Annotated in this window: 18 protein-coding genes and 4 pseudogenes; 11 read left to right on the top strand and 11 right to left on the bottom strand. The window is 50.7% G+C overall.

The window, feature by feature from the left end:
• Window positions 1–359: 359 nt before the first annotated feature.
• A pseudogene (locus IG609_RS18595) lies at window positions 360–572 on the top strand (H-NS family nucleoid-associated regulatory protein); the annotation flags it as partial.
• A gap of 57 nt (window positions 573–629) precedes the next feature.
• Here the strand turns inward: IG609_RS18595 and IG609_RS18590 are convergent.
• Both IG609_RS18590 and IG609_RS18585 read right to left on the bottom strand, forming a co-directional pair.
• A complete protein-coding gene (locus IG609_RS18590; RefSeq protein ID WP_193399193.1) occupies window positions 630–908 on the bottom strand; it encodes a bacteriocin immunity protein in 279 nt (92 codons plus the stop codon).
• Window positions 909–918: 10 nt separating this feature from the next.
• Window positions 919–2,703 carry an S-type pyocin domain-containing protein gene (locus IG609_RS18585; RefSeq protein ID WP_193399192.1) on the bottom strand — a complete coding sequence of 595 codons (1,785 nt, stop codon included), beginning with the start codon at window positions 2,701–2,703 and terminating at the stop codon, window positions 919–921.
• 193 nt (window positions 2,704–2,896) lie between these two features.
• Here IG609_RS18585 and IG609_RS18580 point away from each other — a divergent pair.
• The 7 genes and pseudogenes from IG609_RS18580 to IG609_RS18550 form a co-directional block, all read left to right on the top strand.
• Window positions 2,897–3,004 (top strand): annotated as a pseudogene (locus IG609_RS18580) (type II toxin-antitoxin system RelE/ParE family toxin); the annotation flags it as partial.
• Window positions 2,985–3,161: pseudogene (locus IG609_RS18575) on the top strand (helix-turn-helix domain-containing protein); the annotation flags it as partial. The pseudogenes IG609_RS18580 and IG609_RS18575, both read left to right, overlap by 20 nt.
• A 73-nt stretch (window positions 3,162–3,234) precedes the next feature.
• On the top strand, window positions 3,235–4,443 hold the full coding sequence (locus IG609_RS18570; protein ID WP_193399575.1) for an IS256 family transposase: 1,209 nt from the start codon (window positions 3,235–3,237) through the stop codon (window positions 4,441–4,443).
• A 32-nt stretch (window positions 4,444–4,475) separates the two neighbouring features.
• Window positions 4,476–4,589 (top strand): annotated as a pseudogene (locus IG609_RS18565) (helix-turn-helix domain-containing protein); the annotation flags it as partial.
• Window positions 4,590–4,783: 194 nt separating this feature from the next.
• Window positions 4,784–5,677, top strand: coding sequence for an SUMF1/EgtB/PvdO family nonheme iron enzyme (locus IG609_RS18560; protein WP_193398065.1), 894 nt, complete (start codon window positions 4,784–4,786; stop codon window positions 5,675–5,677).
• Window positions 5,667–6,200 (top strand): carbapenem self-resistance protein CarG family protein, encoded by a 534-nt coding sequence (locus tag IG609_RS18555; protein ID WP_193398064.1) that lies wholly within the window; start codon window positions 5,667–5,669, stop codon window positions 6,198–6,200. The genes IG609_RS18560 and IG609_RS18555 overlap by 11 nt, the downstream gene beginning before the upstream one ends.
• The gene (locus IG609_RS18550; protein WP_193398063.1) at window positions 6,197–6,751 is read left to right on the top strand and encodes a carbapenem biosynthesis protein CpmH; all 555 of its coding nucleotides are present in this window, start codon (window positions 6,197–6,199) and stop codon (window positions 6,749–6,751) included. The genes IG609_RS18555 and IG609_RS18550 overlap by 4 nt, the downstream gene beginning before the upstream one ends.
• A 93-nt stretch (window positions 6,752–6,844) precedes the next feature.
• Here the strand turns inward: IG609_RS18550 and IG609_RS18545 are convergent, their stop codons facing one another.
• From IG609_RS18545 to IG609_RS18525, 5 genes are all read right to left on the bottom strand, one after another.
• Window positions 6,845–7,894, bottom strand: coding sequence for an asparaginase (locus tag IG609_RS18545; protein WP_193398062.1), 1,050 nt, complete (start codon window positions 7,892–7,894; stop codon window positions 6,845–6,847).
• A 304-nt stretch (window positions 7,895–8,198) separates the two neighbouring features.
• Complete coding sequence (gene kduI / locus IG609_RS18540) at window positions 8,199–9,035, bottom strand: 5-dehydro-4-deoxy-D-glucuronate isomerase (protein ID WP_010299379.1); 837 nt, start codon at window positions 9,033–9,035, stop codon at window positions 8,199–8,201.
• A gap of 12 nt (window positions 9,036–9,047) precedes the next feature.
• On the bottom strand, window positions 9,048–10,004 hold the full coding sequence (kdgT, locus tag IG609_RS18535) for a 2-keto-3-deoxygluconate transporter (protein ID WP_193398061.1): 957 nt from the start codon (window positions 10,002–10,004) through the stop codon (window positions 9,048–9,050).
• Window positions 10,005–10,335: 331 nt separating this feature from the next.
• A complete protein-coding gene (locus IG609_RS18530; protein ID WP_193398060.1) occupies window positions 10,336–11,124 on the bottom strand; it encodes an IclR family transcriptional regulator in 789 nt (262 codons plus the stop codon).
• A gap of 222 nt (window positions 11,125–11,346) precedes the next feature.
• Entirely contained in the window at window positions 11,347–13,680 is a 2,334-nt protein-coding gene (locus IG609_RS18525) for a Tex family protein (protein ID WP_193398059.1), read from the bottom strand.
• Window positions 13,681–13,830: 150 nt separating this feature from the next.
• On the opposite strand from IG609_RS18525, the gene IG609_RS18520 reads away from it, so the two are divergent.
• Entirely contained in the window at window positions 13,831–13,971 is a 141-nt protein-coding gene (locus IG609_RS18520; RefSeq protein ID WP_193398071.1) for a hypothetical protein, read from the top strand.
• A gap of 59 nt (window positions 13,972–14,030) precedes the next feature.
• On the opposite strand, the gene IG609_RS18515 is transcribed toward IG609_RS18520, so the two are convergent.
• Both IG609_RS18515 and olsF read right to left on the bottom strand, forming a co-directional pair.
• On the bottom strand, window positions 14,031–15,698 hold the full coding sequence (locus tag IG609_RS18515) for a methyl-accepting chemotaxis protein (RefSeq protein ID WP_102116884.1): 1,668 nt from the start codon (window positions 15,696–15,698) through the stop codon (window positions 14,031–14,033).
• A gap of 335 nt (window positions 15,699–16,033) precedes the next feature.
• Window positions 16,034–17,749: a bifunctional ornithine lipid synthase OlsF gene (gene olsF / locus IG609_RS18510; protein WP_193398058.1), complete on the bottom strand. Its 1,716-nt coding sequence runs from the start codon at window positions 17,747–17,749 to the stop codon at window positions 16,034–16,036.
• A 173-nt stretch (window positions 17,750–17,922) separates the two neighbouring features.
• Between olsF and greB the strand changes: the two genes are divergently transcribed.
• Entirely contained in the window at window positions 17,923–18,399 is a 477-nt protein-coding gene (gene greB / locus IG609_RS18505) for a transcription elongation factor GreB (protein ID WP_193398057.1), read from the top strand.
• A gap of 66 nt (window positions 18,400–18,465) precedes the next feature.
• On the opposite strand, the gene IG609_RS18500 is transcribed toward greB, so the two are convergent.
• Together IG609_RS18500 and IG609_RS18495 are read right to left on the bottom strand one after the other, a co-directional pair.
• Window positions 18,466–18,642: a hypothetical protein gene (locus tag IG609_RS18500; protein WP_226374249.1), complete on the bottom strand. Its 177-nt coding sequence runs from the start codon at window positions 18,640–18,642 to the stop codon at window positions 18,466–18,468.
• Window positions 18,643–18,653: 11 nt separating this feature from the next.
• Window positions 18,654–18,995 (bottom strand): aldolase/citrate lyase family protein, encoded by a 342-nt coding sequence (locus IG609_RS18495; protein ID WP_226373211.1) that lies wholly within the window; start codon window positions 18,993–18,995, stop codon window positions 18,654–18,656.
• Window positions 18,996–19,245: 250 nt separating this feature from the next.
• Between IG609_RS18495 and IG609_RS18490 the strand changes: the two genes are divergently transcribed.
• Window positions 19,246–21,147 (top strand): IucA/IucC family protein, encoded by a 1,902-nt coding sequence (locus IG609_RS18490; RefSeq protein ID WP_193398056.1) that lies wholly within the window; start codon window positions 19,246–19,248, stop codon window positions 21,145–21,147.
• Window positions 21,148–21,200 lie beyond the last annotated feature (53 nt).

The following is a 21,200-nucleotide window of genomic DNA, read 5'->3' as shown; positions in this document are numbered from 1 at the left end:
GATAGCCGTATTAGCATCAGGCGCGTAGTTTCCGCGCCTGAGCAGAGTCAGATGCGGCCAGTGTTTTTATTGAAGGCCATTTCTTCTGTAACTCTGGGTTCAACTCTGCCGGTATTTGCAAAGTAATATCACCAAACTGTTGAATTTCAGCCTACCCATTTTGTCCACTGGCGATTGCAGCGAGAACAAGAAATAGCACATCAACAAGATGTTGTTGTTGATGAATAGGAGAACGGGTTTCCTCTACCAGAGAGAGGGGGTAAAAAGGGTCATATCAAGACCTCAAAAAGCTATTCTACTTTGAGATCAGTCTATTAAAGAATAGTTCAATTTTTTAATAAAGTGTGATTCGGCCCTGACAACTTCTTGAAGATGGCATTGATCCATCCGAATTGCTTGGTTCTGCTTCTGCAACCAAGTCAGCAAAATCTAAACGTGCTCCCCGCCCGGCCAAATATAAATATGTCGATGAAAACGGCAATGAAAAATAATGGACAGGTCAAGGCCGGACACTTAAAGCGATTGCTGCTGCTATTGAAAGCGGTAAAAAGCGGGAGGAATTTGAGAGCTGATGCACGTATCAGCGTGCAACCCTATAATAAACAGGTTGTACGCTGAATAACAATTCATCATTTAGAGTCTTTAAATAATGGAAGACCTTGAGATTTTCTCCAGCGCTTTATTTCATTAAGAACCCCCTCCGGTGAGTCTTCTCGTCCATCAGGTGGATAAAAAATCAAACCATTTCCCTCTGGATGAAGCACAATTCTGTCAAAATGTTCAACCAGGCTATCTAAATGTGTTTCTAATTCTTTACCTCTAAGTCCCATAGGATTATCAAAAAACTCTTTTAGGTAAAAAATAAACTCTTCCTCAGTATAATCTTCAATATTTTCTTTTAAATTCATATATCCACCGTTATTTTTTATGTAAACCAATATGATTTTTTGGAGTATTCACTCTCAAATTTTCTATATTATATACTTCTCCACCATGCTGTATATTTTTAACATGGTGGATTTCAAACCGTTTTCTTTCCCCTACCTGCTCTTCAGGTATAGCAAAGGGGGCATTACCTGCTTTAATTATAGTTTTATTTGATCTATTAAACTGCTCCATTAACTCTGGGCATTCAGCAACAGCCAGCCAAAAAGCTTCCCTGAAATCATCAAAGCGTTCAAATTTCTGATCTCTCAGTTTATCCGCGACCTGTGCAGGCACTGGCGCACCTAATCCTGAACTGGCAGCTTCCAGCCATTTAGCTTCACCACTCAATACCTCACCTTTTCCTGTTACGGTTCCGGGTTTATCCCGCGCTGATTGCAGATAAACATAGATGGGTTTTATCTCTGAACCATCCGGGAATACCAAGATCCAGTCATTAAAATCATGCTCATCCGGCACAGGAAACGGGGGCGTGGTAGTCTCCGCTTCATCTTCTGGAATAGGATAGATTAGGATTGTCGGTTGATCGATGGGTTTTACCGGGCTACCTGTATGTCTAACAGGCTCAGCCCCTTCAGGTTTTTCCGGTGTCCACGTTATGGTTGGCCCATCTACTCCGGGCGCGGGGGTGAAGGTATAGCCCTGAATTTTCGCATCCCATACCATATTGGCAACACGTACACCTTCATAGGGCGTACCCTCGCCCGTATGAACACCATACACCTGCATTTTGCCATGAATATCGGGACGCCAGAAAAACCGGACGCGCGTCGTTGCCGTTTCCCCCGCCCAGCCTTTACGCCGTAACTCATCCTCTAACCAGTGTTCATCTCGTCCCAGAACCTTATCACTACCTTCCCCAGCAGAAGGAATATAGAGCGCAGAGGCTAATGCACCAATATACGGCACGCCCCTAGCTGCGCTCAGCACACCACCCAGCGACCATTCTCCCCAGACTTGTGTCATGACCCCTGTAGCCGTCAGTAAACCGACACCTGCACTGGCAACAGGCTCTTCCTGTTTCTCCACGGCGATGGGATGAACAACCGATTTAGACGTCGGTAGCGGAGAATGCGTTTTATCATCCGTCGCAACCAACAAATCAAACAACGTTTTATACCAAGGCTCTAGCTCAGGGACTTTAGTAGGTGGCGGTACAGTTACGACCGTTTCCTTTTCTGTCTTCTTAGCCGCCTGCGCATGTTGAACAACATCATGGCTCTCGTCATGATGACCATAACCACAGCAGTCATCTTGCTCAGGTTGGGCAAACAGCACCATGTCCCCGAAATGTTCAACTGGCTCTTCCTCAGTTCCAGCCTTCGTACAACCGTCAGCAAGCAAACAAGATTTCGCGTAAACAGGGGGAACCGTCAGCATTGGTGTTAACGCCAGCAATGGCGCACGGGTTAATGCTGCCTGTTTAGCGCATTCCTGAACGGGAGAACGATGGGGTGTATCACCAATAATGACATTGCCACTGCCGGAGACAATGACACCACCGCAATTGATACCATCCCCAATACGCGCGGCGGGTTTACCGTTAATAATGACGGTGGATGAACCTTCGGCGATTTTTCGGGAATGCACACCATGGGGTGCATTGGGACAGGGACAACCGTGAAGCAGAACAGCATCACCTTGTCGGGCAGCAGACTGACCATTAATAATCACGTCTGGACTGCCTTCGATTATCGGGGTTTCAGGGAAACAGTCATGACCACTTCCAATGTCGTTGAGACGAGCAGCACGCGGCATTGTCATTCTCCTTTGACAGTAAAATATTCCTTTTGAGGGCTGAATGTTGGGCGCTTTTTATCAGGGATTCAATACCGAAATGGCTATCAGGCTTCGATACAGAGATGATGAATGAGATTTTTATTTATGGTCAGATATTATTTCCCATTAAGTCATAAACCTGTCAAAAATCCCTATCAGGGCCGGAGCATACTTTATGCTCCGAGTTTTCATCAAGAAGTCACAGAAAACACCAGCGAAAGACATCGAATTCGCCAAGAAGCGGTTAGCAGAGGTACTTAATGAAACTGGTAAGCCATAAAGAACTGCATAATGAGTGGATGCATAATGATGAATATCGCGCGGCATGGCAGGAAGAAGAACGCAAAGAGAAACTCAGAAACTTGTTGGCTGAATGGCGTAAGCATGACAACCTGACAAAAGCACAGGTTGCTGACCGCATGGGAGTCACACCTCCCGGAGCCTGTACATAAATTTGTGTAATTGCCTGATTTTGATATGTTCAACCCAACATCAAAAGCAGGTTACTTTATGGACGAAAAACAGTTGCAGGCTCTGGCTAACGAACTGGCCAAAAATCTCAAAACTCCTGAAGATCTCAACCAGTTCGATCGGCTGCTCAAGAAAATCAGCGTTGAGGCAGCGCTCAACGCCGAAATGTCCCACCACCTCGGCTACGATAAAAACCAGGCTAAAACGGGCTCTAACGCCCGCAACGGCTACTCCACAAAGACCGTAACCACTGTCGATGGCCCCTTGGAGCTGCGTACTCCCCGCGATCGTGAAGCCACCTTTGAACCGCAACTGGTGAAGAAAAACCAGACCCGGATCACCGGGATGGATAACCAGATCCTGTCGTTATACGCCAAAGGAATGACAACCCGTGAAATAGCGGCTGCGTTCAAAGAGCTTTATGACGCCGATGTCTCACCCGCACTGGTATCGAAGGTGACTGATGCCGTTATGGAACAGGTAGTCGAATGGCAACATCGGCCACTGGATGCGGTCTATCCTATTGTTTACCTTGACTGTATTGTATTGAAAGTCCGACAGGATAGTCGCGTAATTAATAAATCCGTGTTCCTGGCACTGGGTATCAATATCGAAGGCCAGAAAGAGTTATTGGGGATGTGGTTGGCCGAAAATGAAGGTGCGAAGTTCTGGCTTAACGTGCTGACAGAACTGAAAAATCGCGGGCTGAACGATATCCTCATTGCCTGTGTTGACGGACTGAAAGGATTCCCGGATGCGATTAACGCAGTCTATCCAGAGGCACGGATCCAGTTGTGCATTGTGCATATGGTGCGTAACAGCCTGCGGTTCGTCTCCTGGAAGGACTACAAGGCAGTCACTCGAGACCTGAAAGCGATCTATCAGGCCCCAACGGAAGAGGCAGCACAGCAGGCCCTGGATGCGTTTGCCGGTACCTGGGACAGTCGATATCCGCAGATAAGTCGAAGCTGGGAGGCAAACTGGGTGAACCTTGCGACATTCTTCGCTTACCCGGCAGACATCCGCAAAGTGATCTACACCACCAACGCCATAGAGTCGCTGAACAGCGTGATCCGTCATGCCATCAAAAAGCGTAAGGTGTTCCCGACGGACGACTCAGTAAAGAAGGTAGTATGGCTGGCAATCCAGGCGGCATCGCAAAAATGGACGATGCCGCTGAGGGACTGGCGTATGGCAATGAGCCGTTTTATTATTGAGTTCGGTGACCGCCTGAACGGTCACTTCTGAGAAAAGGCATTTACACAGAATGGTGTACAGGCTCACCTCCCGTTATTTCCCGTTTGGAAAACAACATAACCAAAGCCAGCATCGACACACTGACCCGTTACGCCCGCGCCTGCGGCATCAAAAAACCGGTCATTCCTCTGTATTGAGCAACCTGCCAATCAGCGCAGATCTATTTATAAAGTCTTTCGAATTTTGCTTTTTGCTCCATTGAATGATGGTTTCAGAGTCATCCTTTCGTCTTCACTCAGAAAGTCTGGCTTTTCACTCCATTCCTAATGTCTACTTCTGCAATACATAATCAGACGACCTAATCTCTTTAGTTCACGCAACATGGATAGTTATGTTTAAGCACTGTTTTATCTTTTTAGGGTTGTGTTTAGGACTACCGTTTACCCCCGCCAATAGCACACCTCTTCCTGTTACTGATGTTAAGTCTATCGGCCTTGCAGAAATAATCGTCAACGGCGGCAATTTCTATGTTGGCTCTATCTTTGGTTCCGAGGACTACGCCGCCCATGCCAACACCTCAGTAGCGTCTTTTGCTATGACGAAAACGGAAATCACCTATCAGCAGTACCATGCTTTGCTGGAGTGGGCAGACGCGCACGGCTATCAGCTCAGCGGCGGTTGTAATGGCGCCAGCTTCGAGGATTGCCTGCCGCCTGAACAGGACGGTGGTCTTCACCCTGTCACCAATGTGTCGTGGTGGGATGCGCTGATCTTCGCTAATGCACTGAGTGAACGGGAACGGCTGCCGCCTTACTATCTGACAGCAGACGGCGAAACGCTAAAGCGCGCGCCGGATGATGGCAGTGAAAAAGCTATACGTGAGAACCCACAGACTTCAGGTTACCGTTTGCCAACTCTGGCGGAATGGCAAATTGCGGCCAGAGGTGGCAGCAAGGGACTGGCGCAAGAGACGTACGGACAGCGCTATGCCGGCAGCGAACAGCCGGAGCGTGTGGCGCAATTTCCCGCTGATTCATCTTCGTTTGGTACGGTGCCTGTGGTGTCGAAGCGTCCCAACGCGCTGGGGCTTTACGATATGAGCGGCAATGTGTCCGAGTGGCTGAATGAGTCTTATGTGGTTGAAGGCGGTAAAACCATGTACTACTTTTGCGGCGGAAGTTATCTGGAACGCACGCACAGTCTTGCTAGCTGCGACCTGCACACGCCCGGTTTTTTTATGCCAGATATTGGTTTTCGATTAGTAAGGACACTTGATGGTCAATAAATTCGTAGGGTGGCTGGCGCTCTGTGCCATTAGTAGCACGGCGGCTGCACTCTCTCCTGTTGCATTGAAAGACGGCATCAATCGCGTGGATCTCAATCAGGACGGTGAGCAAGACTATGTTGTCGTAGCGCAGTTTGACAACAATACCTCGCATCCTAATCTCGGGATGACCTTTTTTGTCCGCCGTCCAGACGGTGGGCATAGCATCATGCCGGTAGCCAACAGTAATACGTTTACCTGGTTCGACTATCGCCTGTCCGCTGCGGCGGATTTTTTGGTGCAGGACAATCAACTGTTCCTGTCTGGAGGTCGTTACTTTCTGGTCTCGGCAAGGAAGGAAGGGGAAAACTCATTTGATCCTGCAAAAGTGATTTTGACGATTTACGGTTTCCATTCGTCGCAAGACGATCCGGGCGTGCCGCTTTATGAATGGTCGGAGCGCAAGCGTGTGGTAACGCCAAATGCCTACCAATCGGTCGATGAGGCCTACCAGGAAGTGGATGAGGCGATGCTGGCAAAATGAAAACATCGTTATTAATCGCATTCGGGCTATTGGCATCCTTCGGGGCGTGGGCGCAGCTCAGTGAGCAGGATTACCTGCAACGCGTACAGGCGTTTTTTGATGCGGAGCCGCCGCTGTGTCTGGGGGAGAAACAGTGGCCGGTTAACAGTCCTAAAGGTGATTCGCCCTGGAACAGTGGACGCTTATATGCACTGGTGGAGGCGGGGCTGGCACATGGGACGCCTGAAGGAGCGGGCACGGTATACCATTTATCGCCTGTCGGTGAGAAGAATTGGCGTCAATATGGCGATTTGTGTTACGGCCGCATGCAGGTGAGTCGCATTGAGAAAATCGATCGTGTAAATCAGGAATTGACGGTGGTGTATTTCACTTATCATCTGAGACCGTTGGAAAATTGGGCTCACAATCGTTCGTTACGTTTTTCCTTTAGTGAGTTGGATAATTTTGTCGGTGGAATGGAAACCACGCGCTATTCCGCCACGATTCGTGAGACGTTAGGCGGGGCTGCTAAATTACAGGATTATCCCGTGCCGGTAGAGCTGGATTATTAACTCGATCCTAGTGAAAATAATTCGTTGTTTTGAAAAGGTATCCCGACAGGTTCACACTGCGGGATACTTTATTATTACCGTCTAATCCTGTGATTACTGCTCGAAATAGCTGCGGATTTTCTCGATATCGTCGCCGTTAGACAATGCCAGAGAGAGCAGAATGCGAGCTTTCTGCGGATTGTAGAATCCACTGCCGATAGCACCGTCTTTCTTCTTATCCGTTACATAGCCGTTGCCGGTGCGTGTGCTGATCACCACCGGAATACCTTTAGCTACCGCTTTCTTGATGTCTTCTTTGATACGCGTTGGCGTAGAACCGTTACCGCTACCCGCGATAATGATCCCTTTTGCGCCCTGTTCAATCGCGGCATTCAGCAGGCCGCTGTCTTGATCCTGATAGCTGTACAGAATGTCGACCTTCGCCAGCGCTTCCTTATTACTTACGTCAAAGAACGGTTTGTTTTCGGGAGCAGATGGCTGGTAGAAGAAGCGCGGAACGCCACCGTAGAAGGCACCGAGATAGCCTTGTTCATTGGCTTTGAACGTGTCCAGTGCCGTGGCATTGGTTTTGGTGGTGTAGAAGGCGGAGCCGATGCGGTCGTTGAGCAGCACCATCGCGCCGCGTTTTTCCGCGTTCTTACTGGTCGCCAGCGTGACGGCTTCCAGCAGGTTCATGGAACCGTCCGCACTGATGGCGGTGGCGGGACGCATCGCGCCAACGATAACCACTGGTTTCTCGCTTTTTACCGTCAGATCCAAAAAGAACGCCGTCTCTTCCAACGTATCGGTGCCGTGAGTGATGACGACGCCGTGCGTGTTTGCATCGCTTAACTGTTTGTTAATCGCTTTGGATAGCTTCAACAGAATGGCCTGATCAATATTTCCGCTGGCGGTGTTGGCGATTTGCTCGCCTGTCACCGTCGCAACATCGCCAATGGCTGGCACCGCATTCAACAGTTCCTGAATGCCGATCGCGCCAGCCTGATAACCTGTCGTGGCCGTATTGGATTCTGCTTTTCCGGCGATGGTCCCCCCCGTCGCGTATATCGTGACGCCAGGTTTGACGTCATCGGCCAGCAGCGCATGAGATGACAGCATCAGGCAAGCGGCAGTGATGGTGCGGGCGATAAATGAAAGTTGCATTGGCAGGTCCTTGTTTTTTGGTATGGGAATACAAGAACAAAAGCAACTTCTATACCAATGCTTATTCATCTATTACCCTGCTAATTAATCACGGAGAGTCTTTGCTTTGGTGCACTGCGTGGGGCGCTGGCGGCTGTATTGCACTGTAATGGTGAGCACGGTGGCAGTGAATGGAATGAGAGGGAAACCTGTGCCGATAATCTTGAATGACGCCATTCGACGTCTTACCGACTCTGTATAAAAAACAGGGTGAACGTGGTTCACCCTGCTGCATTTTACTGTCTTGGCGTGACGCCAGAAGGGATTAGCGTAAATCCAGCATTGCGATATGGTCCATATCGTCAAACGTCAGATTTTCGCCGATCATGCCCCAGATAAAGGCGTAGTTTTTGGTGCCGACGCCGGTGTGAATCGACCAACTAGGTGAAATCACCGCTTGTTCGTTATGCATCACCAGATGGCGCGTTTCATGCGGTTCACCCATCATATGGAAAATAATGGTGTCTTCCGCCATATCAAAATAGAAGTACACTTCCATTCTGCGCTCATGGGTATGCGTCGGCATGGAATTCCAGTTGCTGCCTTCCGCCAGACGCGTTAACCCCATGCTCAGTTGGCAAGTTTCCACCACTTCCGGCACCAGATATTTGCAAATCGTCCGCTTGTTGCAGGTTTTGACGTCGCCCAGCGGTGCTTTGATCGCGTCATCCTGCGTAATGATGCGTGTCGGGAAAACGGCATGTGCTGGTGCGCTGTTATAATACAGTTTCGCAGGCTTGGCGCTGTCCAGGCTGCTGAACGCTAAGGCTTTCGCTCCCTTGCCGACATAGAGCGCTTCCTCATTGCCCACTTCATAGCTTGTGCCGTCGATGACGATTTTTGCCGGGCCGCCAATATTGATCAGCCCCAATTCGCGACGCTCAAGAAAATAGTTCACGCCAAATTGTTTGCCGATGCCGTCATCAAACGTTATCTCGCCATCCACCGGCATGATCCCGCCCACCACGATACGGTCGATGTGGCTGTAGGTCATGGTGTATTGGTTTGGCGTAAATATCTGCTCAATCAGAAATTTCTTTCTCAGCTCAGTGGTATCAAGCGTTTTCGCATGTTCACTGTGTACACTTTGTCGTACGTCCATTTTGCTACCTTCTTATGCGGTTTTAGGTGAAAAGCGTTTTGCCCATACTGCCGTAAGGATGGGCACCAGTACTGATGTCACGATCACACTGGTGGCGACTAACGCTGTTGCCTGTTGAGCGACCGGCGCGAATTCCGGAGCCATATTCGCGATCAACAGAGGCGTGGCGACGGCGGCACCCGCGCTGCTGGATGCGGCCACGCCTGCGGTTCCATTACCACCGCCGATAAATTTATCCGCTAGAATCAACGGGATACCTGTAACAACAATCACCAGCAGACCGAGGAAGAGTCCGGTGAAGCCCGTCTTGAGGATCACTGATAAATTAATGGTGTTACCTAACGCAAAGGCAAAGAAAGGAATCAGTGTTTGTACTGAATTACCGAACAGCTTTCTCAAGTCCGGGTCCAGGTTGCCCAATGCAAAACCAATCAGGAAAGGCAGAACGGCACCGACAAATAACTGAGGTTCAAAGGTAGCGATACCGCTGGCACCCAGAATGACCATGGTCATCAACGGGCCGGATTCCAGAGACATCAGTACGAAGGCACCCGCTTCTTCCTTCGAACCATATTGGTTCATCAGTGCCGCGTACAAACCGCCGTTAGTCATGTCCATTGCTGCGACCAGCGCCAGCACGGAGATCCCAGCCAGCATGCCATTTTGGATGCCGTCACCCGGCAGGAACGTGCCCGCGATCAGCGCCACAACCCAGGCGGTGGCGATTTTGGTGACCACCAGAACGCCTGATTTTCTCAGCATCGTTCCCGTTGCTTTAAATTCAATGGACGCGCCCATGCAGAAAAACCATACCGCCAGAATAGGGATTGTGCCCGTAATCAAACCGTTACTGAAAGAACCTAAAAATTTCCCAGCCCCCGGCGTAAAGGTATTACATAACGCGCCCAAAAAGAGCGGCACCAGCATTAACCCCCCAGGGATTTTATCAATAGCTTGTTTGATTTTCATAAAAGACCTCATTAAAAGATAAAAGCATATTCAGCCCGCTTTCAGTGAAAGCAGATGGAGTATTGGTATAAAGTCATAAATAGGGCGGAATAAAACCCAAGGGGTTATTACCCGATTTCATTAACTAGTGAAGGTGGTTGTCCCCATTATAAAATTGATAATTAATACTTTTCGTCATCTTAATGATGACTTATGTCATGTTTTTTAGTTATAGCTGGCCTTCCCGTAAGGCGTAATTAACGTTTACAGGTAATGATGTCGTGGCTATTTCCTACGTGAGTTTCAATAAATCACAAAGTGAAATTCACTAGGGTAATTTTCGTTAAATATATTATCTACTATCAATATTCCGGCTGTTAATATGAGCGGTAATCGCTTTGCTGGTTTTGATCAGGCTTGCCAGATGCTTTTCTTTTTTTCCATTCGCATATTGCGACTGCATACCGTTAACGCCAATGGCGGCGATGACTTCACCATTTTGGTTAAAGATAGGCGCGGCCATACAGCAGATCTCCTCGATATCTTCGCCGTCATCGATTGCCCAGCCTTGTTCCTTGACGATTTTCAGATGTTGTAGGAAATCTTCTTTTTTGGTAATGGTCCGGGGGGTTAAATATTCAAAAGTGCAATCAGCAATCAGGGCGTCAATTCTTTCCTGTGGCAGCCAGGCTAATAATACTTTCCCCAGAGACATACGATTAAATACAATTTTCTTACCTTCCCAGGATGTTTTTACGATGGCCTTGGGGGATTCGACTTTACTCAGGAAGAAACCGTTATCGCCGTCCATAATACCAAGATGGCAGGTCAGTTCTGTCTCTTTGACTAATTCATGCATAAAGTTAATCGTGTCTTTACGCAGATCAATATTCTTTATTACCAAACCGCCAAGCTCAAACAGTCTTAATCCCAAAACATAACGACCGTCAGCGCGCTGACGTAACAATTGCGTCACCACCAGCACTTCCAGTAGATGATGTACGCTGCTTTTGGGTATAGACAAATCAGTGCAAATCTCAGTGAAGCTGGCTTCGTCATGTTTGGCGATGTAGTCAATAATCATCACTAAACGGACGGCTGCCGGCGCTTTACTGTGTTCGAGCTGTTGGAATATATTCATCGGGTTCTATATATAAAACTATGGTTTCCTATATAGAACAATAATAACGCAACGGTAATTTATTTACCTAGATGCAGATCACAAAATAATCGCGAAGTGGTTGAATATTTCAATATAAATGAAACGTAGTTTTATTAGGGAAACAAAATGGCAGTATTTTGGCAGGAAAGATGCCTGACCCCGTAAATAAGGTCAGGCATGATTTAAATGACAGAACGGCGGTTAGCGCTTTTTAAAGGCGGCGGCCAGCGCATCGCCCATCGCGCTGTTGCCAGCGACAGGGGCGCTAGCGGGGCGAGGACGTGATTTACCGGCCGGCTGACGCGATGAAGTATTGCTATCGCCACGCGCATTGCCACCGCCACGGCGTGATGCGGTGTCGCCCGGCTGTTCATCAAGGCGCATGGTCAGCGCGATACGCTTACGTTGCAGATCCACTTCCATCACTTTCACTTTGACGATATCGCCAGCTTTCACGACCTTGTGCGGATCGTCGACGAAATGGTCGGCCAGTGATGAAATGTGTACCAAACCGTCCTGATGGACGCCGATATCCACAAACGCACCAAAGTTGGTGACGTTGGTGACAGCACCTTCCAGAATCATGCCCGGCAGGAGATCGTTTAAGGTTTCCACGCCGTCGGCGAAGCTGGCGGTTTTGAACTCAGGACGTGGATCGCGACCCGGCTTTTCCAGCTCTTTGATGATGTCGGTTACCGTCGGCACGCCGAAACGCTCATCGGTGAAATCCGACGGTTTCAGGTTACGCAGCGCGTTGGGGTTCCCCATTAGCTCCTGCAACGCCTGCTCGGTCGCGGCCAGAATACGTTCCACGATCGGATAGGCTTCCGGGTGAACGGTAGAGGCATCCAGCGGGTTGTTGCCGTTGTTGATGCGCAGGAAGCCCGCACACTGTTCAAAGGCTTTTGGCCCCAGACGGCTGACTTTCAGCAGCTGTTCGCGATTGTGGAAGCGGCCATTCTCATCACGCCAGGTCACAATATTTTGCGCCATCATGCGCGTGAGTCCGGCGACACGGGTTAGCAGCGCCACGGACGCGGTATTCAGATCAACACCGACGGCGTTTACGCAGTCTTCGACCACCGCATCCAGTTTCTTCGCCAGCAGACTTTGGCTTACGTCATGCTGATACTGACCCACGCCGATAGATTTCGGATCGATCTTCACCAGCTCCGCCAGCGGATCCTGCAAACGACGGGCGATAGAGACTGCGCCGCGCAGCGAGACATCCAGATCGGGGAATTCCAGCGCCGCCAGCTCGGACGCGGAGTACACCGATGCGCCGGCCTCGCTGACGATCACTTTCTGTGCTTTGATATCCGGGAACTGTTTTTGCGTATCGAGGAAGAAGCGTTCGGTTTCACGCGATGCAGTACCGTTACCAATCGCCACCAGCTCAACCTGATGTTTGAGGCACAGTGCGGCGATGATCGGCGCGGCTTTCGCTGCCTGACCGGTATGCGGATAAATGGTGTCGGTCGCGACCAGCTTGCCGGTGGCATCCACCACCGCGACTTTTACACCAGTGCGCAGGCCGGGATCGAGACCCATCGTGGCGCGCATGCCAGCCGGAGCGGCCATCAGCAGGTCGTGCATGTTGCGGGCGAAAACGTTGATCGCTTCGTCTTCGGCTTTTTCACGCACGCTGCCCATCAGTTCGGTTTCAAGGTGCAGCAGTACTTTAATACGCCACGTCCAGCTAATGACGGCGCGCCGCCAACTGTCCGCTGCCGCATTCCCCAAACGCAGGTTCAGGTGGTCGATAATAATCTGTTCGCAGTAGCTCTCACGCGGCGCTTCTTCGTGCTGCGGATCGGCGTTCAGCGCCAGTTGCAGCACGCCTTCGTTACGGCCACGGAACATGGCCAGTGCGCGGTGTGAAGGCACCTGAGCAATCGGTTCATGGTGATCGAAATAATCGCGGAATTTCGCGCCTTCTTCCTCTTTCCCTTCCACGACGCGGGAAACCAGATGGGCGTTTTTCCACAGATAGTGACGCACTTTCGCCAGCAGCGTGGCGTCTTCGGCAAAGCGTTCCATCAGGATGTAACGTGCGCCGTCCAATGCGGCTTTCACGTCCGCTACGCCTTTCTCGGCATCGACATAAGCCTGGGCCGTCAGTTCCGGATCCTGGCTCGGGTCTTGCCACAGGCCGTCGGCCAGCGGCTCCAGACCGGCTTCAATCGCGATCTGTCCGCGCGTGCGGCGCTTCGGTTTATACGGCAGATAGAGATCTTCCAGCTCGGTTTTGCTCAGCGTACCTTTTATTGCGGTAGCGAGCTGCGCGGTTAACTTTCCCTGATCGTCGATGGATTTCAGAATAGTCTGGCGTCGGTCTTCCAGTTCACGCAGGTAACCGAGGCGCGTTTCGAGCTGGCGCAACTGGGTGTCATCCAGCCCGCCGGTCACTTCTTTACGGTAACGGGCGATAAAAGGGACGGTGTTTCCTTCGTCCAGCAGGCGGACGGCGGCGTCTACCTGCTCCGTACGCGCCTGCAATTCGCTGGCGATAATGTGGCTTAATGAATCATTCATAGGTCTGATATCAATCGTCATCAAGTTAGTGGAGTAAATAAGTAGTGGAATTAAGTAGTGAGTGAAATAAGTGAGGACAGTTATACGGATTGAGCGTGCAAAATGCCAGCCGCCGCCGTCTGGAAAACGCGGATGATCTGGCGTTGTTCAGTGCAACAAAATTTACCTACCGTCGGCAGAATTGCGCATTGGGATGAGATGCACAAGCAGGATGAAATCAGGATCTACCGTCCACGTCAGATTTATACCGGACCGCCGCGTCGGGACTATGTTTCCGCGCTGAAAGAGTGATGCGATTTTCACCATGATGCCTATGTCATGGCATCATGGTGATCACGGGTAGGATAAGCCTAGAATTTTTCCCAGTTATCTTGTGCATTGCCGGCCGGCGCGAGCGCTAAACGAGTCGGTTGGGCTTTCTTCGCCATCGGCGCTGGGCGGGCTGCTGGCATCCCCCGTAGATGGAAATGGTTCATGAGCGTCACCAGATGAGAGGACTGCTCGCGCAGGCTGGTTGCCGCATTGGCGGATTCTTCCACCAGCGTTGCGTTCTGCTGGGTGACCTGATCGAGCTGGTTCACGGCATCATGAATTTGCGAAATGCCGGACTCCTGCTCCTGCGTTGTCGTTCCGATCTCATTGATTAAATCAGCCACGCTGCGCGCCTGACGCACCAGATCATCAATGGTGCTGCCGGTGTCTTCAACCAGACGATTCCCCGCTTCCACTTTTTCGACGCTGGTGTTGATCAACACCGCAATCTCTTTCGCGGCGGAGGCGGAACGCTGTGCCAGCGAACGTACTTCCCCAGCCACCACGGCGAAACCGCGACCTTGCTCACCCGCGCGCGCGGCTTCGACCGCCGCATTCAGCGCCAGAATATTGGTCTGGAAGGCGATGCCATCAATGACGCTGATGATGTCGCGGATTTTGTGTGAACTGGTGGAGATCTCTTTCATCGTAATGACCATATCGCTGAGGGCTTCGCCGCCCTTGGTCGCCGTTTCGCTAGTTTGGCTGGCAAGCTGAGTGGCGTTGCGGACGGTTTCCGCATTTTGACGAATTGCCTGACTCATCTGCTCCATTGACGCAGCCGTTTGCTGCAAACTGGCGGCCTGCTCTTCCGTACGCTGGCTCAGGTTTTCACTGCCTGCGGCGATTTGGCTGGAACCGGAAGCGATGGCTTCGCTGCTCTGCCGTACCTGTTCGACGATATCACCCAGGTTATGACTCATATGACGCATGGTGGCTAACAGGCTGCTGTGGTCGTTCGGCTTGATATTGATATCAACGGCCAGATCGCCATCTGCCACCTGACGGGCAACGTGCGTGGCGTAGAGCGGTTCTCCCCCCAACTGGTTTTTCAGCGTGCGGGTAATCAGCCAGGCCACGGCAGCGGCCATGACGGCGGCGGCAAGCGCGAGAATTAGCATGATGACGCTGCCGGACTGTGCATCCTGCTGCGCCCCGCTGACAATTTTGTTGGTATCCTGCTGCTGCGAGGCCATCATCGCGTCCAGCACTTTGAACAGTGCGTTTTGTGCCGTCTGCATCTCATTGAGAATAATAGCGTTACCTTGCAGACGCTGCTGTGGATCGGTGGATTGTACCAATTCCATCGCTTTCAAAAAGGCTGCAAGGTAGGGCGGGCGGGTGTCCTGAAACTGTTTCAGCAGCGCGCGGGTGCCTTCGGTATCGAGCTGTTGCCCCAGCTTTTTCAGGTTGGCGGTATTGCGGGCGATTTGCTCGTCGACGAACTGCTTTTCCTGCCTGATTTGTGCAGGGTCAGTGCTAATTGCAATGTTGCGAATCAGGCGAGCATTAGCATCAAAACCAGCTTTCACTTCCTGAATCAATAACATATTCGCCAACGTGGTGCCGGAAAGCCGATTGATGTCGTTACCCAGTCCAACCAGTTGGAGTCGTCCGAAGAATGCCACCATCAGGCTGATCATGATAACCAGAGTAAATCCCATTCCTAGCATATTACCGAGTTTGATTCTGTTCAGCATATTCATAAACATCCTTAATTTTTTGACATGCTATGAAGGCACAGCGGAGGGAGCTTGCTATCGTAATCGATGCAAGTAATGACAAGGTTTTATTGCCATAAAATTTGTTTCCGGGATACATCGTCGACTCCCGTATTTAAAAATGTATAGATAAGAATATCTTCAATATCGGCAAGAAAAGCGTTCGGTTGATCACGTAAATTACGGCAAGTGGGATTTCGTATAAAATGTGTGATCTGAGAGACAAAATGCGTGTGGGTATGGCGTTGGCGAATGGGAATAATGATAAAAACGTGGGAGAGTAGTGCGTTAACCCCTTTAGACGTTAACGCACCGATCAATCAAGAAACGCTGTCGCTGGTAAAAGGGGCGATATAGCGCTGATAGCGTGACTCTTTCAACTGCTTCAGATCGACGAGCACGAGGCCGTCGATGCAGTTATTGAAATCGGGATCGATGCCAAAGTCGATAAATCGCACACCTCCCGGCTCACACAGCTCTGAATACTGCTTGTAGAGCGTGGGGATCGCACACCCCATGTTGCTGAGCATGCTTTTCAACCGAGTGAGATCCTGCTGGTAGTCTGTTCCCTCAAACTGTTTCAGCACGTCAGGCAGCGAGGCCGGATAAGGGCGACGCGACGTAGCCAGCGGCTGATCGGGCGTGAAATGCAGACGATAAAATGCAACTAGCAAATCGCGTGCATGCGGCGGCAAGGTGCCAGAAAGCGACACTGGGCCGAACAGGTAGCGGTGTTCCGGATAACGCGCCAGATAGGCACCGATACCCAGCCAGAGATAATCCAGTCCGCGTTTACCCCAGTATTTGGGCTGAATAAAACTGCGTCCCAGCTCAATGCCTGACGCCAGTATCGGATCCATTTCGTCGCCGTACTGAAACAGACTGTGGCTGTAGAGGCCGCTTTTCCCTTTTTCTGCGATCAAACTGGCCGTCGAGACAAAGCGATAGGCACCGACAATCTCTAGCTCGCGGTCATCCCACAGAATCAGGTGCAAATAGTCATCGTCATAGCTGTCCAGATCGCGGCGTTGGCCGGATCCTTCGCCCACAGCCCGAAAGGCGATTTCGCGCAGGCGTCCGAGTTCGCGCAACAGCGGCACGTAATCTTCTTCACCGCGTCGATACAGATAGACAATCTTGCCATCCGGCGTGGTACCCAGCGTTTCGCATGCTGACAGCGCGCGCTTCAGCAGCACGCGATCTTCGGCCAGTGCAATGGGCTTTTCACCGGTAAAACAGCCGGGCTTTCCTTGCCCTAGGCGATAAACGTGACGACGGAAACGGGCCGCCAAATCGTTAGCGTTCCAGTCACCCTGACTCCAGGACGCATAGGGAATTCTGGCACCGATACGCAGCTTGAGGGTTTGATCGCGCTGACCAAACATCTCTCTCACCAGCAGGAGCGTGGATAGCGGGCGATAAACCATGGAAGAGAGATAGAACAGCGTGCTGTTGCGTCCACCGATATGAATCGGAACCACGGGCGCGCGGGCTTTGCTCGCCATGCGGATGAATCCGTTGTGCCAGTGACCGTCGCGAATACCTTGTAGGCTGGCGCGTGAAACCTCGCCCGCCGGGAAGACGATGATCGCGCCGTCGCCTTCCAGATGCTGCTGGATGGCGCTGATTTGCTGGCGTTTGGTGCGGTTATTGAAGTTATCGACGGAAAAAAACAGATTTTTGAGCGGGGCGACATAAGAGAGTAGCTGGCTGGCGACGATGCGGACGTCGGGCCTGACGCTGGCGACGGTACGCAGTAGCGCCAGACCGTCCAGTGAGCCAATGGGGTGGTTGGCAACCAACACCACTGGCCCCTGACTGGGGATATTTTCTAAATCCCCTTCGACCATTTCACAATTGAAGTTGAAGTAGTCAAGAATCTGTTCGACCAGATCTAAGCCTTTCAGATGCGGATAACGCCGCGCAAATTGGTGCATTTCATTTTCAAATAGCAGAGAACGCAAAACCGTTTTCTGCCAAGGGGGCGTATGGCGATGCGGGGCAAGATCTTGCAGAATGGCGTCTAAGCTAAACATAAATCGTTCTCCGTAGCTCTCTGTGGCTAAAAGTACGGGATAGAAATGACATATTTATGTCTATTGGTAGATTATTAGCCAAAACTGTAAATCTGTGTAATGAACGCGCGATTTTTGCACGTGGGAATATCGAAGCATGTGGTACGCACTAAGAGCCTAACGGGGTTACTGACTTGAAAACCAATCTGATTACCCGCGAGGGGTATGACAAACTGCGGGCAGAGCATGACCATCTCTGGAATGTAAAGCGCCCGGAAATTACGAAAATTGTCTCCTGGGCGGCGAGCCTTGGGGATCGTTCAGAAAATGCGGATTACACCTATAACAAGCGTTTATTGCGCCAGATCGACAGGCGTGTGCGCTACCTCAGAAAATGCCTGACGGAATTGAAAATCGTTGATTACTCGCCGCAGCAGGATGGCAGCGTATTCTTTGGCGCCTGGGTAGAGATCGAGAATGAACAAGGTGAGGTGAAGCGTTTTCGGATTGTCGGTCCAGACGAGATCTACGGCGACAATAAAGACTATATTTCAATCGATTCCCCGATGGCGCGCGCCATGCTGAAAAAAGCGGTTGATGAGGAGTTCATCGTGAACACGCCAGACGGCCCGCGTGAGTGGTTTGTTAATTCGATTGAGTACGTTAAGTAAAAAGTGGCCCGGTAGTGGCATGTAGAGGACATTTGCATGTGTGCGACATTCCGGGCAAACGCACTTTTATTGAGGAAAAACATCCCTCTTTTGCGAGCTATCGGCGCAACGGGCTGAGTTATCTACCCCTGCTGCACAAATCTCTTCTGCATGATGCAACCCCTGCGCGGTTTCAATAATCGCAGTAATGTTCACGTTTTCTAATCTATTACGATTTATCATTTCCTGCGCATCATGCAGCATTGTTGCGGATTCTATTTTAGGTAAAAAATTCCCCATTTGGCTGTTTTATGTTTGGATGGATCGTTATTTCTTAATTTTTCTTTATTATTAAGTCTATTCAGAAACTCGATATCTTCACTGAATTCCACTGAACCAAATTTGTTTAAACGTATATATCTTTTGCAATTTATTTCAGAGACGGCCGTATCACTTTTATCCCATTGGAGAATATTTTCTCTAGCCTGGTTTTTTTCATCAGGATGAACAGCATCTTCTAAATCAAATATCACGGCATCGGCACCGTAGCAGACGGCTTGTTGAAAGCGGTGGGGCGCATTATCCGGCACAAAGAGATAGATTTTAGCGTGTCCCATGCTGCTCTAATTTTGTTAATTAATTGATTAAATACATTTTTATTAAAATGCAACTCATCAATTGCGAATAAGAATGATACCTATTTACATCGCGGTGGTTAATGTGCTAGCTTTCCGTTCATTATTTTTCAATCCATCTATCACGACATTTTTATTACGTTTCGGGACGTGTTAACCCGAGATTTAACGACACCCTTTTATACGTTACTGCAATCGGTTTTTACTTGTTTTATCGGTATGAGGAGTGGTTATGAATATCAAGGTTGACGAAATTAAACACAGGGATATACATCAGGATGTAGATGATTTTCTCTCTGATTACTCAAATAAAAACGCGTTAAGGCGATTGATTCGCTGCTTTTTCGCAGAAGGGATTGTGAATAAAAATGACCTGATATTTATTGAGGATAATTCCAGGGCAGCAACGCTGGTTTTGCAAGGTGGCAAAGGGATATTGAAATTTGATGATATTTCGCCAGCACCGGCAAACACCTATATTAATAATGGAAATATTTATCTTATTCGTTCAGATGGAACGTCTTTTCCCGTTACCAGCCACGAGCGATTGATTGATTTACTTCGCGACAATTTCGATTTTCATCCTGAAGAAAGTGGCATCCGTGGCCTGAAGAAAGACGTCGGTAACAGCATTCGTAATGATACCAACGCCCGGCGCTATCGTTGCCAGTGGCGTGCTGAGGTGGCCGATGCCATGCAGCAGGACGGGCAGAACGCTTTCACGCCGTGGCTGCGTCGGCAGCTCAGCATTCGCGATGCCGCTATGTTTCTCGATCAGTGGGGATCGCTGGAAGGCCACCCTTACTACCCGACCTGGAAATCCCGCCCCGGACTGAGTGACGAAGACGTCCAGCAGTTGTCACCCGAATTTAACGCCCGCGTGCCGTTGCGTATTACCGCGTTGCGCCGCGATATGGCGTATGTCGAATCCATGCCGCACGTCGATGATTTTCATTCGTGGTTTGCTCAGGCATTTCCCGCGCTCTGGCAGGACTGGAAGCAGCGCCTGAATCAACAGGGGCTGGATGAGACACAGTGGCTCCCGCTGCCCATCCACAGTTGGCATTTGGAAAACTGGGTGAAATCCCACTATGCGGATGAAATTGCCGAAGGGATTCTGCTTACCGATGGCCCCGATCTCATTACGCTGCCGGGTATGTCGTTCCGTACGGTTTTGCCCGTTGAACCGCCGGCTTCCCCTTTCATCAAACTGCCCGTCGCCATCTGGATGACCAGCGAAATGCGCAGCCTACAGGCGAAATCCATCCACATGGGGCCACGTATCAGCACCATTATCGACGCGATTCTGGCGCAGGAAGGCGGGTTCGAACAGCGGCTGGCGTTTTTCCGCGAAGAGACGGCGTTCCACTACAAGCACGCGATTCATCAGGATGACGCGCCGGGCAAACATCTCTCCGTCGTTTTCCGCGATGCTCGAATTTATGAGCGCACCGACGGCGCGCTGCCCGTGACCGTCGCCACGCTGTTTACGGCACTGCCTCACCGCGACCAGCCGCTGTTCACCGAGCTGGTGACGCTGTCCGAGCTTGGCCCCGAAGCGTGGTTCCGCCAATACGTCCGCGCCGTTAGCCGGCCTGTTATCGCGATCTATCTGCTGTACGGCATCGGGCTGGAAGCGCATCAGCAGAACAGCCAGATCCTCTTTTCACCGGAAGGTGTCGCGCAGGGATTATTAATCCGTGATTTTGGCGACGGGCGCACCTATGCGCCGCTGCTGCGTCAGCGCGGTCATCACCTGCAACCCTACGTCTGGCCCGGCATTCTGCCCACGGTATTTGAAGACGACATCGAACCCGTGCGGATGTTTGTCGTCGATGCCTGCTTTGTCAGCCACCTGCACGAACTGGCGCTGGCGCTCAGCGCGGAATACGGCTTTGCCGATGCCCAGTTGTGGCAGGTGATGAAAGAAGAAACGGCCGCAGCGTTTGACGCTGTGAAGTCGCGCGTTGATGACGAGCTGTGGCAGACCGAACGCGACATGTTTTTGACCCAGCCTTGGTATACGCGTTCGCTGCTGCGCATGCACATCCAGGAATATCGCGACTACCGGATTCAGCACGGTCTGAGCAATCCCTTCCTCATTGAAGAGGAAGAAACCCGCATCGGATCGTGATGTATGGCGATGCTCCCGCCTCACAGGCTGAAAACGGGAGCATCTTTTTCACT

Source organism: Pectobacterium quasiaquaticum (assembly GCF_014946775.2).
Lineage (GTDB): Bacteria > Pseudomonadota > Gammaproteobacteria > Enterobacterales > Enterobacteriaceae > Pectobacterium > Pectobacterium aquaticum.
The sequence above is the reverse complement of the archived record's forward strand: the minus strand, read 5'-3'. Positions and strand labels throughout refer to the sequence as shown.